General features: G+C 36.3%; 15 protein-coding genes. 8 read left to right on the forward strand and 7 right to left on the reverse strand.

All coding sequences use genetic code 11. The annotated features are described in order from the left end of the window. Positions 1-14: 14 nt before the first annotated feature. A complete protein-coding gene (locus tag ACFFIX_RS06085) occupies positions 15-1796 on the reverse strand; it encodes a transglycosylase domain-containing protein (RefSeq protein WP_378931932.1) in 1782 nt (593 codons plus the stop codon). Positions 1797-1924: 128 nt separating this feature from the next. Then, the gene (locus ACFFIX_RS06090) at positions 1925-3106 is read right to left on the reverse strand and encodes an MFS transporter (protein WP_378931617.1); all 1182 of its coding nucleotides are present in this window, start codon (positions 3104-3106) and stop codon (positions 1925-1927) included. A 544-nt stretch (positions 3107-3650) separates the two neighbouring features. Between ACFFIX_RS06090 and kapD the strand changes: the two genes are divergently transcribed. Further along, on the forward strand, positions 3651-4277 hold the full coding sequence (gene kapD / locus ACFFIX_RS06095) for a 3'-5' exonuclease KapD (RefSeq protein ID WP_378931619.1): 627 nt from the start codon (positions 3651-3653) through the stop codon (positions 4275-4277). A 37-nt stretch (positions 4278-4314) separates the two neighbouring features. Here the strand turns inward: kapD and kapB are convergent, their stop codons facing one another. Continuing rightward, complete coding sequence (kapB, locus tag ACFFIX_RS06100) at positions 4315-4698, reverse strand: kinase-associated lipoprotein KapB (RefSeq protein ID WP_378931621.1); 384 nt, start codon at positions 4696-4698, stop codon at positions 4315-4317. A gap of 184 nt (positions 4699-4882) precedes the next feature. Between kapB and ACFFIX_RS06105 the strand changes: the two genes are divergently transcribed. Continuing rightward, the gene (locus tag ACFFIX_RS06105) at positions 4883-5089 is read left to right on the forward strand and encodes a hypothetical protein (RefSeq protein WP_378931623.1); all 207 of its coding nucleotides are present in this window, start codon (positions 4883-4885) and stop codon (positions 5087-5089) included. Between the two features lie 104 nt (positions 5090-5193). On the opposite strand, the gene ACFFIX_RS06110 is transcribed toward ACFFIX_RS06105, so the two are convergent. Continuing rightward, positions 5194-5601, reverse strand: a complete 408-nt coding sequence (locus ACFFIX_RS06110; protein ID WP_378931625.1) for a DUF4395 domain-containing protein — start codon at positions 5599-5601, stop codon at positions 5194-5196. 188 nt (positions 5602-5789) lie between these two features. Here ACFFIX_RS06110 and ACFFIX_RS06115 point away from each other — a divergent pair, with 188 nt between their 5' ends. Further along, a complete protein-coding gene (locus ACFFIX_RS06115; protein WP_378931627.1) occupies positions 5790-6353 on the forward strand; it encodes a superoxide dismutase family protein in 564 nt (187 codons plus the stop codon). Between the two features lie 43 nt (positions 6354-6396). On the opposite strand, the gene ACFFIX_RS06120 is transcribed toward ACFFIX_RS06115, so the two are convergent. After that, on the reverse strand, positions 6397-7707 hold the full coding sequence (locus tag ACFFIX_RS06120) for an ATP-binding protein (protein ID WP_378931629.1): 1311 nt from the start codon (positions 7705-7707) through the stop codon (positions 6397-6399). 151 nt (positions 7708-7858) lie between these two features. Beyond that, positions 7859-9025, reverse strand: a complete 1167-nt coding sequence (locus tag ACFFIX_RS06125) for a MalY/PatB family protein (RefSeq protein WP_378931631.1) — start codon at positions 9023-9025, stop codon at positions 7859-7861. A 103-nt stretch (positions 9026-9128) separates the two neighbouring features. On the opposite strand from ACFFIX_RS06125, the gene ACFFIX_RS06130 reads away from it, so the two are divergent. Next, entirely contained in the window at positions 9129-9389 is a 261-nt protein-coding gene (locus tag ACFFIX_RS06130; RefSeq protein WP_378931633.1) for a DUF1871 family protein, read from the forward strand. 57 nt (positions 9390-9446) lie between these two features. Here ACFFIX_RS06130 and ACFFIX_RS06135 read toward each other — a convergent pair whose 3' ends face one another. Continuing rightward, the gene (locus tag ACFFIX_RS06135; protein ID WP_378931634.1) at positions 9447-10283 is read right to left on the reverse strand and encodes an alpha/beta fold hydrolase; all 837 of its coding nucleotides are present in this window, start codon (positions 10281-10283) and stop codon (positions 9447-9449) included. A gap of 169 nt (positions 10284-10452) precedes the next feature. Between ACFFIX_RS06135 and ACFFIX_RS06140 the strand changes: the two genes are divergently transcribed. The 4 genes from ACFFIX_RS06140 to ACFFIX_RS06155 all read left to right on the forward strand — a co-directional run bounded on the left by ACFFIX_RS06140 (position 10453) and on the right by ACFFIX_RS06155 (position 14815). Further along, positions 10453-10953: an Lrp/AsnC family transcriptional regulator gene (locus ACFFIX_RS06140; RefSeq protein ID WP_378931635.1), complete on the forward strand. Its 501-nt coding sequence runs from the start codon at positions 10453-10455 to the stop codon at positions 10951-10953. Further along, positions 10950-12116 carry an aminotransferase gene (locus tag ACFFIX_RS06145; protein WP_378931637.1) on the forward strand — a complete coding sequence of 389 codons (1167 nt, stop codon included), beginning with the start codon at positions 10950-10952 and terminating at the stop codon, positions 12114-12116. Before ACFFIX_RS06140 ends, ACFFIX_RS06145 begins: the two co-directional genes overlap by 4 nt. A 490-nt stretch (positions 12117-12606) precedes the next feature. Next, positions 12607-13167, forward strand: coding sequence for an RNA polymerase sigma factor (locus ACFFIX_RS06150; RefSeq protein WP_378931639.1), 561 nt, complete (start codon positions 12607-12609; stop codon positions 13165-13167). Continuing rightward, positions 13157-14815, forward strand: coding sequence for a hypothetical protein (locus ACFFIX_RS06155; protein ID WP_378931641.1), 1659 nt, complete (start codon positions 13157-13159; stop codon positions 14813-14815). The genes ACFFIX_RS06150 and ACFFIX_RS06155 overlap by 11 nt, the downstream gene beginning before the upstream one ends. The last annotated feature ends 134 nt before the right edge of the window (positions 14816-14949 follow it).

Here is a 14949-nt window from a genome sequence, read left to right on the forward strand (position 1 = left end):
TTCTCCCTCTTTCATCATTCCATAATATTTTTCCAAATAAGCATTTGTGGACCAATATTGTAGATTGATTGAACAGTCCCTTTTTTATCTTTTCCAACCCAGACACCAGCCGTATATTGATCGGTCATCCCGACAAACCAAAGATCGCGATAATCATTAGATGTTCCTGTTTTTCCACCAACATAGGAATTAGCTACTTGTGCTTTTTTGCCGGTTCCTGATTTTACAACCGCAGTTAATAAAGTGCGCATTTCTTTGTTTGTGCTGCTTTTCCAAGCTGAGACAGGCTGATCCTTCCACTCATATAATGTTTTACCTTGTAAATCTGTTACTTTTACAATCGCTCGATTTTTATGGAAGACTCCATCGGTTGCAAAGGTTGAATAAGCGTTTGTTAGTTCAAGTGGTGATACTCCATAAGTAAATCCCCCAATCGCAGCTGGGAGGTAAAGGTCATCCTGTACAGAAATGTGCTCAAAAGCAAAAGGCTCAAGGTAGGAAAAGGCTTTCTTTAATCCAACTATATCAAGCAACCTAACAGCAGATGTGTTGTAGGAATATTTTAATGCCGTCTCAAGACTAACATTTCCATAGCTATGTCCACTATAATTTTGTGGACAATAGTCAACTTTGCAAAAAGTAGCAGCGCTAATTTTGCTTTTGGCGGTTGCTCCAGTTGTATCAATATATGGAGCATAATCAAGTAATGGCTTAATAGCAGAACCAGGCTGACGATACGCTTGATAAGCTCTGTTAAACGAGAACTTTTGATAATTTTTTCCGCCTGTTAAGGCAACAATACGATGCGTTTGATGATTCACAACTACGGCTGCACCTTGCACATCTTTAAAAGGAAGCTGTTGATTGATTGTAGTTGTGACCTTTTTTTGCATTGAGCTGTTTAGTGCAGTATGGATGATGATTCCGTTACTGACAACCTGATTTATATGATCCTTCAGTTCGTTTCCCCTTAACCCATCATTATGAGTAATTAATTTATTTAGCTCTTCATGAACATACGTGACATAATCGGGATAAACATCGACACGCTTTTTCATTTTAAGTGTAATGGGTTGTTGTATTGCTTGTTTATATTTCTCTTCTTCCAACAACTCATGTTTTAACAAGGTAGCTAATAATAACTCCTGTCGAACTTTTGTTGATGAGAAGTTTTTGATAGGATCATACAACGTTGGATTGTTTGGAATTGTACTAATAAAAGCTAATTCTGCTAAGCTCAATTTTTGTAGAGATTTACTAAAATAGTAATCTGCTGCAGAGCCAATCCCGTATACTCCATTCGCATAATAAATCGTATTTAAATAGGATTCGAAAATCTCTTCCTTAGTAAAATTTCTCTCTAATTGATAGGAATATAAAAGTTCACTAAGTTTGCGGTTATAGGTTTTTTCATGTGATAAATAAACATTTCGAGCAAGCTGCTGGGTAATCGTGCTTCCACCTTGGTCTATCGACTGATTTTTTGCATTGATAAAAACAGCGCGCACCATGCTAGCAGGATCAAATCCTAAGTGCGAAAAAAACTGCTGATCCTCAGATACGAGGTAAAGGTTTTTAACCGTATCTGGAATCTGCTCATATGGAACGAAGCGTCTATTTTCATGCTCAGAAATAATTTCTGAAACAAGTTGACCTTTATCATCATAAATATAGCTATTTTGAGTTAATTGTATTGACTGAATTGGAATTTTCTCATCAAGAACAGAGCCTATACTCTTTACCTCGTTGACTTCTTTCGCTGCTCCTAATACAATAACTAGAAAAATAGGAAGCATGATTGAAACGCATAACCAACCAATAAACGAACGCACTGTTTTCCCACTCTTCCTATTAGAAATTCTAGTCTAATAGTATCATTGTTTTGGTGTGTTGTAAGCATAGTAAGTGTCTAAACAATCCCTTCTCAACTAGCCTTCGCAACTGATTTTTCCTCGTACTGATAATTTTTCCACAAGAGAAAAGCACTCAATAAGAACAAACTTGCTGTTACATAAAATACCGAGGAAATTCCGAAACGGCTTGCAATAATTCCACCGAGTACAGGACCTGCAACATTTCCAAGAAATCGAAAACTTACATTATAGCCGAGTACCTCGCCTTGCATTGAAACAGGAGCAGTTTGACGGATATAAGCGGTAATACAAGGGATAATGCCACCAAGTGCAAGACCGAATAAGAAACGAAAAAGAACAAGTTGCCACAATGAAGTAACAAGTGCTTGTGGAATGAAGAAAAGCGCGGATAATGCTAATAGGACAATTAGCACTTTTTCATGCCCAATTCGGTCTCCTAGACTTCCCCATCTTCTTGCCGCTAGTAAATTTCCCGCCCCTGTTGCTGAAAAAGCAAGGCCTGCTAAAAATGCAGTGTTTCGAGCATGACCTTGCAGTTCGTTTACATAAAGGGAGAGTAATGGTTGAATGCTAAAATTTCCAACTTGAATTAAAAAGGTTACAAACATCACAGTAATTAAAATTCGGTGCTGAAATATATGCTGCAAAACTTCTTTACGTGAATAATAAGTCTTTTCATCTACTTTCGTTCTTAACGGTGATTCTTGAATGCCTAAGAAGACAAGTAGAACAGCCAGATAAATAACAACTGCTGTAATATAAAATGTATAAGCAAACCCAAATTGATCCGCAAGTAGCCCGCCAAATAACGGACCAAATAATCCACCAGACACAGTCCCCATTTGCAATGTTCCTAGTGTTCTACCCGCATGTTTTTTTGCCGTCTGTGCGGAAATAAGCGCTAATGAAGTTGGAATAAAACCAGTAACCAACCCCATAAACATTCTAAGAAAGAAAAGCTCATAAACGGTCTGTACAAACGACATGAGAAAGATGCTTGTCGCAATCCCCGAGCCTGTTAGGAGAAGGATCTTCTTATATCCAAATCGATCTCCAAAACGTCCCCAAAATGGAGAAACGAAAAAAGCAATTAAAAAAGTAACACCAAATATATAACCAGACCAACGCTGAACAAAGCCGTCTTCAAAATGACCAAATGTTTCAATATATAGGGATAAAAAGGGAAGAATCATCGTAGCACTGGCAGCAACTAAGAAATTTGCAAAAAACATAATACGTAAATTCCGCTTATGTGTGGAAATGAAAATCACCTTCCTAACTATTTACCTGTTACTAAATAGTATAAAGTAAATATTTCGGATCGTGAAATAATTTGATTTTTTTCATAGTATCAGAAAGTATAAAATTTGATACTAAGTCTGCGTTTCTGAATCCAGCTCCAGCGCCTAGCCCCTCGAGGTCATAAGTCAATTCTAAATTGAAGGCAAAGAACGCCTTCTATTTAGAATCGCCTTATGCTTGTCGGGGCTGAACAAGGCGCTTGCGCTTTTTTCAGTGAAATTCATGTAAATTATTTAGCTCTCAGCCTTTAAGTACACATTTGGTGTACTTATTGATTTTTCTATAAGAATTTAGAGGGATTTCAACAAAATGGACGGGGGGTAATTCATTATTTTTCGAAAAATGAAGTTAAATTTCGAGGTGCGGTGATATAATGTTAATAAAACGTAAATTTAGCTTTTTTTGGTTGAAAGAAAAGGAAACGAAGGCTTTACGACTCACACTAAAGGTTTAAGGAAGGAGGGACATAATCAGTTGGAAACCCATCACCAGCATCTACTATTTGTCGACTTTGAATTTACAATGCCACAAGGAAAATTAAATCCACAAGGCTTTTATCCAGAAATTATCGAAGTTGGAATTGTATCTGTTCGTAATCAAAAAATTGAACATCAATTCTCCTCATATGTAAAGCCAGTAAAATTCCCCTTATTGAGTGATCGCTGTAAATCTTTTCTTCATATTTCTCAAGCTAAAGTTGATAATGGTATTACTTTTTATGAACTAATTGAGTTATTAAATAATTATGATCAAGTGGCTCCTAATACGGTTATTACTTGGGGAAATATGGACATGAAGGTACTGCGTCAAAATTGTCAACTACAAAACATTGCATTTCCTTTTTCGGGGAAATTCCGTGATTTATCAATGGAGTATAAAAAGTTTTTCGGAGACCGTAATCAAACGGGGTTATGGAAGGCTGTAGAGGAATATGGAAAAAAAGGAACTGGAAGACATCATTGTGCACTTGATGATGCAATGACAACGTATAATATTTTTAAGCTCGTTGAACAAGATAAACGCTACTTAGCAAGGCCACGCCCCACAACAATCGGAGAAAGAATTGATTTATCAAAAGTATTGAACAAATATGCCACATAAAGCCAAATCACTCCATAAAAGTGATTTGGTTTTTGTTTTAGAACTTGAAGTACTCTTGCTCCAATTGAATAATGTTAACTAACGATCTTTTTGACCAGTTGTCTTCTTTTGTGTCAAGATCTTCTTTTACAAGTGAAAGTGACCGTTTTAAGGACTCAGTATAATCAGGGATTTCATCTAAAAATGGTCGTACCATTTGTTTTGGGATATTCGTTTGTTCATTAAAAGCCAGAGCTCTTCGTTCGTGAAAAAGTGGAACATCACTATCTTTAGGGTTGTGAAGATCTCCTTGCTGTGGATGTTTGAGCACTGCCTTAACCTTTACTAAATAATGCATCGGTCGAATATCAGTAATTTCACCTACATACTTACCCGTTTTATAAATACCAGTTACAATGTCACCTATTTTCCATTCTTCCATCGTATTCACCCTTTCAAGTATTGTGAAGGAATCGCTTTAGTCTATTTTACCACGAATCTACTTTTTTGCCGAAAAGAGGGTGTTGTCGATCGGTTTGACAATCTCGTGAAGAAATAGCGCAAGAACTAGAGAAAGTATTAGAAACTTGCTATAGTATGAGGGGAGAAAGAAAGGTTGTGAAACCATGTACGAATGGTTAAGCGTAATTGGGTTGTTTTTATATTTTCCTGAAGATAAGACTGAATACATCCCGGCTGGTATTACCATGCTTATTTTTGCACTCGGTGCTTTTTTTGCATTTAAATTCATAGTAAAACTATCTAAAAAAGAGCAAGAAGAGTCTGACAAGCTTGCACAACGTATAAATAGTGAAAAAGTGAATAAGGAATAAAGAAAAAGTCAATCTAATGGTTGACTTTTTCACATTTTTAAAGAAAAGAAAGCAGAAACGATCGGTTTATTTTGGTTCTTATTTTCAAACTTAACTCCTATAAGTTAGCCCTGCTTTCGTTTATGGTTCCACATCAGATAACGATATCGAATAAAACAACCAATACAAAAGCCCATCAACGCTATTCCTGCTGCTAAAATTACCATGATGCTAAAGGCATAGCCTAATACTATATAGTTTAATGAAAAGAACAACAGAGAAATAGCTAAACAGATTGTTGCGATCCATTGATTAAATAATTGTTGTTCTTTGTCCTCTAGCTGATAGTTAGCAAGTGGTTTCTTTAAAAACACCTTTCCAATTAAGATAACAACATTTTGTTTAGTCAGGAGAGTGACGACCCCGACAATAAGAGGAATCAATAATATCCATTTCGAAAAGATCAGTGAGAGTAAAATGCTAACGATAATAAATAGTTGATTTAATTGAACGAGTGGTTTTGGAATACCCATAATTATTGCCTCCTTTTAGTTCCAGTGTATTAAATTTATAAAGGTGCAATGCATTGTTCAATAAATTAGAATCCATAAATGAATTGTACCATTGTTAAAACCTAAAAGTTATCCAACCATTGAATGATGTATAATTCTCTCCATTTAACAAATCCTAGTCAATAGTTAATGGTCAATCGGAGGTTATCATGAAAAAAAGAATGTATTTATTAGTTATCGTTCCGTTCATTTTAACTGGTTGCATGGAAGAGGCTCCAACAAAGATGGATGTGGAGATGTTTAATGTGAATGGTGATTCATTAGGAACAATAAGTGTTTCTGAGCAAGCAGAGGGTGTAAAGCTCGAGGTAATGCTTGAGGGTCTACCTCCTGGAGAGCACGGATTAGCAATTCATGAAAAGGGAAGCTGCGAGGCACCAGATTTTAAATCAGCAGGGAATCATTTTAACCCAGACGCGAAAAAGCACGGATTGTTACACCCAGAAGGAGCTCATGCCGGCGATCTTCCTAATATTATTTCTGATGGTGGAATGGTAGAAGCAGAATTGGTGGCCCCGCAGCTCACAATGCTTAAAGGACAAAAAAACTCTTTATTACCACCAGATGGGACATCCATTATCATCACAGAAGGAAAAGATGATGGAATGACACAGCCTTCTGGTGATTCGGGTCCAAGAATTGCTTGTGGAGAAATAACTGAAAAAGAAGCAAAGCGGGAAGACAAAAAAGAAGTTCAACCTGAAGAAGAGTGAATTAAAGGCACAATGTATCCTGTGCCTTTTTGTCTATCAATAATTAATCAATTTGGTGACTATCCTCTTCCCGGAAGAAGGGAAAAGAGACTGTAACAGATGTGCCTTTTGTTAACTCACTTTGAAAGCGAATCGTTCCATTATGGTGTTCTATAATAGAAAACGTAACCGTTAATCCTAGTCCTGTGCCTTTTTCCTTTAATGTAAAATATGGCTCTCCTAATCGAACAATTTGTTCAGGTGACATTCCGATACCATTATCAATTATTTTCACTCGAATAACCTCATGCGAAGCATATGCTTTAATCACAACATTTCCATCTAATTCTGGAACTGCTTCAATAGAGTTTTTCACAAGATTAATAAACACTTGTTTTAATCGAGTTGCATCCCCGTATACGTGCAAATTATCTTCAATTTCTGCAGAGATGGTAACCGTTTTATAGTTTGCATATGAGGTCATTAAATTTGCCACTTCATGAAGGACAATCGAAATATTAAGCTTCTTTTTTGCGAAGTACTGATGTCTTGCTAAATTTAAATAATCTGTAATGATTTCTTGTGCTCGATCGAGCTCGGTCAAGACCAATTTAACGTATTCCTTCTTTTTCAAATGATCATACCCATCTTCATCCCCAATTAATTGAATAAATCCTCTTACAACTGTTAATGGATTTCGAACTTCATGTGCAACACTTGCCGCAAGCTCGCTGACAATTGACAGTTTTTCAGATTTAATTATTTGCGTTCGGAGCATTGCATTTTCTTTTATGTATTCCGTTGCATATACCGCAAGCAGTAAAATGAGGATTAAAAAGGCTCCACCTCCTGCAAAATCTAACCATAGGTGTTTCTCGAATGTAAACGCCACCATTTGTAAGCTATTTAATGCAATTAATCCAACAATCACGAGCACTGTTTTGATCGTTCCGAATAAAATGACCCATAAAAATTTTTGGGATTTCTTAAACGAAGACCATTTCTTAACGAGAAGGAATGGAAAGATAACATATAAAGGAATAATGAGTAGTGTACTTAGTGCTTCGAAATCTGTTCCATATAGACGGAATAGAAATGTGGTTAGGATGACAAGTGTTCCTGTTAAATAACCACCGTAAACAATGCTAATGAACAGAGGGATACCGAAAAGAGTGAATGGTATATCATCCACAATAAAAAAATTAAGAGGGTATGTAAAACAAAGAATTGCTGAAACTGAAGATAGAAAATAAATTAATAGTTTGTTTGTTTTTGGGACTGAAGAAAGTGATTGATTCAGCCATAGCGATTGATAAATAAAAATTGGAAATAGAATGAATGTCACTTGTAAAATTAAGTCCTTTATCAGCGCCATATTTTGTCACCTTTTATCACATTTTGAGACTATTATACCATTAATAGTTAGAATTTTCTATTAAATTATACTAAACAACGTAGAGATATGAAAAAAATAGTGAAGATCAATTTTGTAGAAAAAACCTTGATCTTCACATTGAAGTATTATTCTATGAGAAGGCAACCACAAACCGCTTTAGTCCTTCTTCCAATGTCGAGCGCGGGCAGGCTATATTCATACGCAAAAAGCCCGCACCATTTTTTCCATACTTTGAACCTTGTTCTAAAGCAAGCTTTCCTTTTTGCAGTAGTAGTCGCTTAAGTTCATTGTCTTCTAAGTTAAGCCCGCTAGCATCAAGCCAAACTAAATAGGTAGACTCAGGGACCATAACTTTTACAGCAGGAAGCTTTTCTTGTAAATAGGCTGTTAGAAATGTCACATTTTCTTCAAGGTAGGATAATAGTTCATTCAGCCAGCCTTCACCATATGAATAGGCCGCTTCCATTGCAACAATTCCTAACGTATTTAACGTGAAAAAGCCTTGACTTGATTGAATTTCGTTATACTTTCTACGTAGAGAATCGTTCGGAATGATAATAGCGGCTGCTTGAAGTCCTGCGATGTTAAATGTTTTACTAGGAGAAATGCACGTTATAGACCTTTGTGCTAATTCCTCAGATAAATAGGCAATTGGGATGTGTTTGTTTCCGAATAAAAGAAGATCAGAGTGAATTTCGTCAGATATGATTAGCACGTCATGCTTAATGCATAGTTCCGCAATTCGTTCTAACTCCTCTCTTCTCCATACACGCCCACTCGGATTTTGTGGATTACATAGGAAGAAAAGCTTTGTTTTCTTTTCCGCTAATTTTTTACCAAGATCATCAAAGTCTATTTCATAGCGTCCGTTTTCAAGTAAAAGCTCATTGCCTAGAACTACTCGATTATTTTTTTCAACTGTATCAAAAAAAGGATAATAGACTGGTGGCTGAACAACGACTTGATCACCTGGCTCCGTATAAGCTAAAACAGAGGTACTAAGTGCAGCGACAACCCCAGAGCTATAAACATACGACTTCGGGTCTGTCTTCCAGTTATGACGTTGGTTTACCCACTGTTGTATAGCTCTTCCAGTCGACTCTGACGGTATTGTATAACCAAATACACCGTGGTTCACACGTTCATGAAGGGCCTTCAATACTTCATCAGGAGAGGGAAAGTCCATATCAGCCACCCACATTGGAAGTAACTCGTCATACCCAAAAATTTCTTTTGTTAAGTCCCATTTTACTGAATTCGTCATTTTCCGTTCAACTAAAGCATCAAATCGATTCATGAGTACACATCCTTTATTTATTTATACGCGAGCTTGATTTTAAGTATCCTATTTTAAATATGATACAATGACAGGATAAAAGTACTTTACAAAGGTGATTGGTATGGAAAAAAGACAAGTAAATATTAGAGTCATCGATGTGCTATTAAAATGGGATCCGCTTGGCTATGGAGAAGGAAGCTATGAGACAGAAGCTGTTGACGTGCTTCAGGCGGTCCACACTTTAGATGAAATCAAACCTCTTTCAAGAAAAATTCAAGCCATCTATGAGTTCTCCTTCGAGGAGATAATTCCTTTAAAAAAATGTGAGGAAATGGCAACTAAATTACTTTTAATAAAAAATGAAGCTTCATGTGAACTATAAAAGAGCAACTCGCAAATGAAATGCGGTTGCTCTTTTCCCATGTACTATGTTTTAAGTCTAAGCTAAACAAAAATCCAATATTCTTTCTGTAACATGTTCTGGGCGTTCTTCGGGAACAAGGTGACCCGTTTTCTTAAACGATACAAAGCTCGAATTAGGTAGATCCTTACTCAATCGTTCACCAATATGAACCGGAACAATTTTATCTTCATCTCCCCAAATCAATAAACTGGGTGTCTCGATTTTCTTTAAATCCTCTTGAGATAAATCCCCTTCACGATCACGAATCATCCGACTTAGCGCCATGAAAATTTTATCATCATAAAAGGGTTCTAAATAACCATCCATCATTTCCTGATCTATTAATGACCAATCATGAACAACGTTGCATAAGTTTTTCCTTACCCCCTGACTTGATAGCCAATGCTTGATGAATAAATAGAAATAAGGTACATATGATCCAAAAATGAGAGATGGGTGTGAACGTTTCATATAACCTGAACTGCAGAGTAAGACCGACTTTTTAAACAATTCGGGATTTTCCTTTGCAGCATATAAGGAGACTTGTCCACCCATAGAATGTCCAACTAAAACAGCGTCCTTCACTTGCAACTTCTCAAGTAGTTCAATTACAACTTTTGCCATATTTCTATAAGAATACACAAACTGTGTCGATTTTTCAGTTTTCCCAAACGGAGGAAGATCAATGGCAATAATTCGAAATTCATTTTCTAAAAGAGGAATAATTCTTCGATAACAAAATGTTGACGACAAAAACCCATGAACTAACACCATAGTTGGCTTAGAAGAATCCTTTTCATACACTTCGTAATGAATATTAATTCCAAGAATGTTCATGGTGTTATGATAATGTTGAGGTTTTTCCATAAGCATTCACTCCATAATTTATAAGTAATTTATCTTAGTATTTCCGTATTTAAAATCAGCACTCATGTAAAATGTACCCGATTTTCTTTTGTTTAAATCTTCGAGTAAGTGGTTCTTGTTTTTAAAAATCATGGTATAATTATCAGAATATTAACCATTACGAGGGGGAGATGAAATGAAATTAAACGATCAAGAAATTGAGATTTTGGAGATATTAGAAGTGAACAGCCGGTTGTCTCCTAATCAAGTAGCAAAAATGATTGGATTACCTGAGGATAGAACAAGGGAGATCATTGAAAGGCTCGAAAGTGAGCGGATTATTATAGACTATATGACAACAGTTAATTGGCTTCGAGTGGATGGACATGAAGGAGTAAAAGCAATGATTGATGTTAAAGTAGCACCAAAACGTGGTGTGGGGTTTGATGACATAGCAAGCAGAATATACAGATTTAAGGAAGTGAAGTCTGTTTATTTAATGTCGGGTGCCTATGATTTATCCGTTGTCATCGAAGGACGTTCCATGTCCGAAATTGCTCATTTTGTATCTGAAAAGTTGTCAACGTTAGATTCAGTTTTATCAACAACAACCCATTTTATTTTAAAAAAATACAAACATGATGGAAAGATCTTCGAGCAGGATGACGAAGATAAGAGGATCGTTGTATCACCATGATTGAACCTAGTTATTACCTCTCAAATACAGTCAAAAGTATTAAGCCTTCTGGTATCCGAAAGTTTTTTGATTTGGCTGCCAGCATGGAAGGTGTCATTTCGTTAGGTGTGGGTGAACCAGACTTTGTCACTTCATGGAGTGTTAGAGAAGCATGTATTCTATCTCTTGAGCAAGGCTTTACGTCATATACAGCAAACGCCGGGTTGTTAGAATTAAGAAACGAAATTAGCTACTATTTAAGAAAAATAACAAAAACGCATTATGATGCAAATGAAGAAATTCTTGTTACAGTTGGTGCAAGTCAAGCGATAGATCTTGCACTAAGAGCCATTGTTAATACTGGTGATGAAGTGATCGTGATTGACCCAAGCTTTGTATCCTATGCACCACTAGTCGAGCTAGCGGGAGGTACTCCTGTTTTAATTTCAACAAGAGGTGAAGAAGAATTTAAACTGCAGCCAGAGGCTTTGGAAGAAGCAATTACAGAGCACACAAAAGCGATAATTTTATGTTCACCAAACAATCCAACTGGAACTGTTTTGGAGAAGAAAGAGTTAGAAAAGATAGCTGAGATTATCGAAAAACATGATTTATTAGTGATTTCAGATGAAATTTATGCTGAACTTACATATGATGAAGAATATGCTAGCTTTGTTTCAATAGCAGGAATGCGAGAACGTACCATCTTAGTTTCTGGTTTTTCAAAAGGCTTTGCAATGACTGGGTGGAGATTAGGCTATGTTGCTGCGCGTAAAGAATTTTCACAAGCAATGTTAAAGATCCATCAATACGCGATGATGTGTGCACCGACAATGGCCCAATATGCCGCAATTGAAGCGTTGAAAAATGGGTTAGAAGATGTGGATCACATGCGTAAAAGCTACCGACAACGCAGAAATTTATTTGTCGGCTCCCTGAATGAGATTGGGCTAACCTGCCACGTGCCAGGAGGAGCTTTTTATGCATTTCCTTCGATCAAGTCAACAAGTCTGAGCTCTGAACAATTTGCGGAAAGATTGCTACTAGAGGAAAAAGTGGCCGTCGTTCCAGGAAGTGTGTTCGGGGAAAGTGGAGAAGGGTACATAAGATGCTCATACGCTTCTTCATTAGAGCAATTACAAGAAGCATTGAAAAGAATCGATCGGTTCGTTAAAAAGCTATAAAAAAATGGACGCTAGTATCGGAAACGATCATGGCGTCTTTTTTTTGGATTTTATTTCTATTCACCACAAAAAAGACAAAACCATTTAGGTTTTGTCCAAAAACAAAAGGGGGGAATACTAGAAAGCCTTAATGGTAATAGTATTCCCGGTTGATTATGGCATTAAACTTAATTTTTGATGATTTTTGCAATATCGTAAACAAAAAGCAAATACTGTTACCTATACCACTTTCATGACTATTATTTGTTTAAAGTGAAACAATTTTGGTTCGGATTGTGTTTCATAGGAGATCAGACTTGGAAAAGGTATAAAAATTTGTACAAAGTTTGCATTTCTAGAGCCAGCTCCAGCGGCTAGCACAAACGCACAGGACGTGCCTGTGGACTACAGGATGTAGGTCAGAAAGGCGTTGCGACAGACAGGACATCGCGATCTTATCCTTTCTACCTCTAAACAAGCCGCTTGCGCTTTAGATAAGGAGGGTAGCACAATGAACGAAGATGAATTAGTAAGCAAAGCGAAGCAAGGCAATATGACTGCATTTAATCAACTTGTTGAATCACATTTTCCAGTTGTAGAGAAATTCGCTTATCAATTAGGAAATCGACAAGAAGATATTGAAGATATTACTCAAGAGGTATTTATTCGAGTGTATCGTTTTCTTGATCAATTTTCCAAAGCGAAATTCTCAACCTGGCTTTATAAAATAACCCTAAACGTAACACGCGATTACGCTCGGAAACGTCAATCAAATTTTCGAAAAGTGTTTAAGATACAACAAGAGCCCCAAAATGATTATCCGAACGTGGAGGCACATGTTTTACAGAGTGAAGCAGACCGAGCGCTCCATTTATGTATTCAAAAACTAGACGAAAAATATCGTGTTCCGATTGTACTCTATTATTTTCACGATAAAAAGTATGATGAAATTGCTGATATTATGTCGATCACATTATCCAATGTAAAAACAAGAATTCTTCGTGGAAAAACCATGCTACGAAAATTATTAGAAGAGTACGAGAAGAAAGAAGGTGAAAAACATGGAGGATAAGTTATTAGAAGATCGTTTACAAAAGCTAAAAGGTGCATATAATGAAATTCCTACGAAGACATCACCTGAAAAAATAATAAATGAAATAAAGAAAACGGAAAAACCAAAGAAAAAGAGAACAATCATGCCCTATGTGGCTTCATTTGTAGGAGTACTCTTACTGGCAGGGGTATTGGGTACTCAATTAATTGGTCAACAGGGAAGTAAACCAACGAATCCAGAACAGATAGAAGAAATGGAACTACCTACAACTGCAGAAGATATAGAAAAGAAGAACTACGAAATACGAGGGTATTATGAGCGGAAAGTAGACGAACTTAACAATCTTTTTGCTATGGAAGATGTTGAACAATACGGATTTGTCCAAGAAGCAAAGCAAGCGGTTAAGACAATGGAAAATCGTAAAGATTATACAACAAAGGTCGAGCTAGAAAACTATTCAAGCATTGTAAAAGAAATTATTGATGCAAGGGTATCGATGCCTGAAGTTGAGTACGAGCTGTTAAAAAGTAAAGTGAGGAATGGCGAGAAAATTAGTGATGAAGAGCTTTTAGCATATCTCGAAAAGCTAGACATGATGTATGAGCAATACTTTGAAAGATGGTATGGTTCTTATAGAGAAGCTGGAGTTACAGATATCGTGAAACATGTCGATGATTTATCGAAAGGCAATATCGTTAGTGAGGATGAAGACTATCTAAATTTAGTATCTGAACTAAAAATGAGTGGTTACTCTTTCTTCAACGAGGGTGAAGGTGATATCGGAATTGAACCTGATTACCAAAGGTTTAGTGAAGAATTAGCAGCTTCTCTAAGTGAAGAAATGATACTTTATCTACAAGTTCAGGGTGAAAAGAGAGTTGCAATGGATGCTGCTTTATCAATTTCCCATGAAGAACTCGGAGAACGGATTATTAGGGTCGAAGAATTCATGACAGAAAACCCTAATTTCAAGGATATTAACATCTTTAAAGATCGCTACCTAAGATGGATTGAAATCTATTTAAACGGAATTCCTAACAGCACAGTCTCAAATCTTGATGGAAGCCTAAAACAAGAAGTGAAAGAAAACTTTGAGAAGATAATAAAGGACCATAAAAATACTGAAACAGCTAAAATTATTGGCAATTTTTATCAAGAGATTGAAGCAAATAACTTTATGTATAATGCTGAATTAAGTAGTTATTCAATCGATATTCCTGCTCAATTTCAACCAAGTGATTCCAGGAGCATGGATAAATACCTTTTGCCGTTAACTGTTAATATGAAAGCACAATATGTTGAATTCAAGGAAAATGGTGAAAGTGTTCTTGATCAAACAACGATTGGTAACTCAATTGAAACAATGGTAACCAGATTTTATATGTATGCAGTAGAAACTGGAGATTATGACACTGCTTATAGCCTGCTATATAAAGGAGAAGGTTCAAAAGTTACATCTAGAGAAAACTATATCGAAGTATTAAAGCAGGCCCCACAAAATTACCAGCAGCTTTCAAATGAAGTTGTAAAACTAAGAACAGACTATATTAATCAGGATGGGTCAGAGATTGACCAAGTACTCACGAAGAAAAATAGTGAAACCGTCACGTTTAAAATGAAAAATGAAAATGGGATTCCAAAAGTTGTCTATCCTCCACTTCAATAAACAGTGAACTTGTTCGCTGTTTTTTTGGGCATAATACCTTAGAGGATTCATATGTAGTAAGTAAGGGAATAAATAAATAATGAAAACCTTTTTTTGAAAAAGTGCTAAACATGTGGTATAATTTTATATTGCGT

The organism is Metabacillus herbersteinensis, from assembly GCF_042433335.1.
Classification (GTDB): domain Bacteria; phylum Bacillota; class Bacilli; order Bacillales; family Bacillaceae; genus Metabacillus; species Metabacillus herbersteinensis.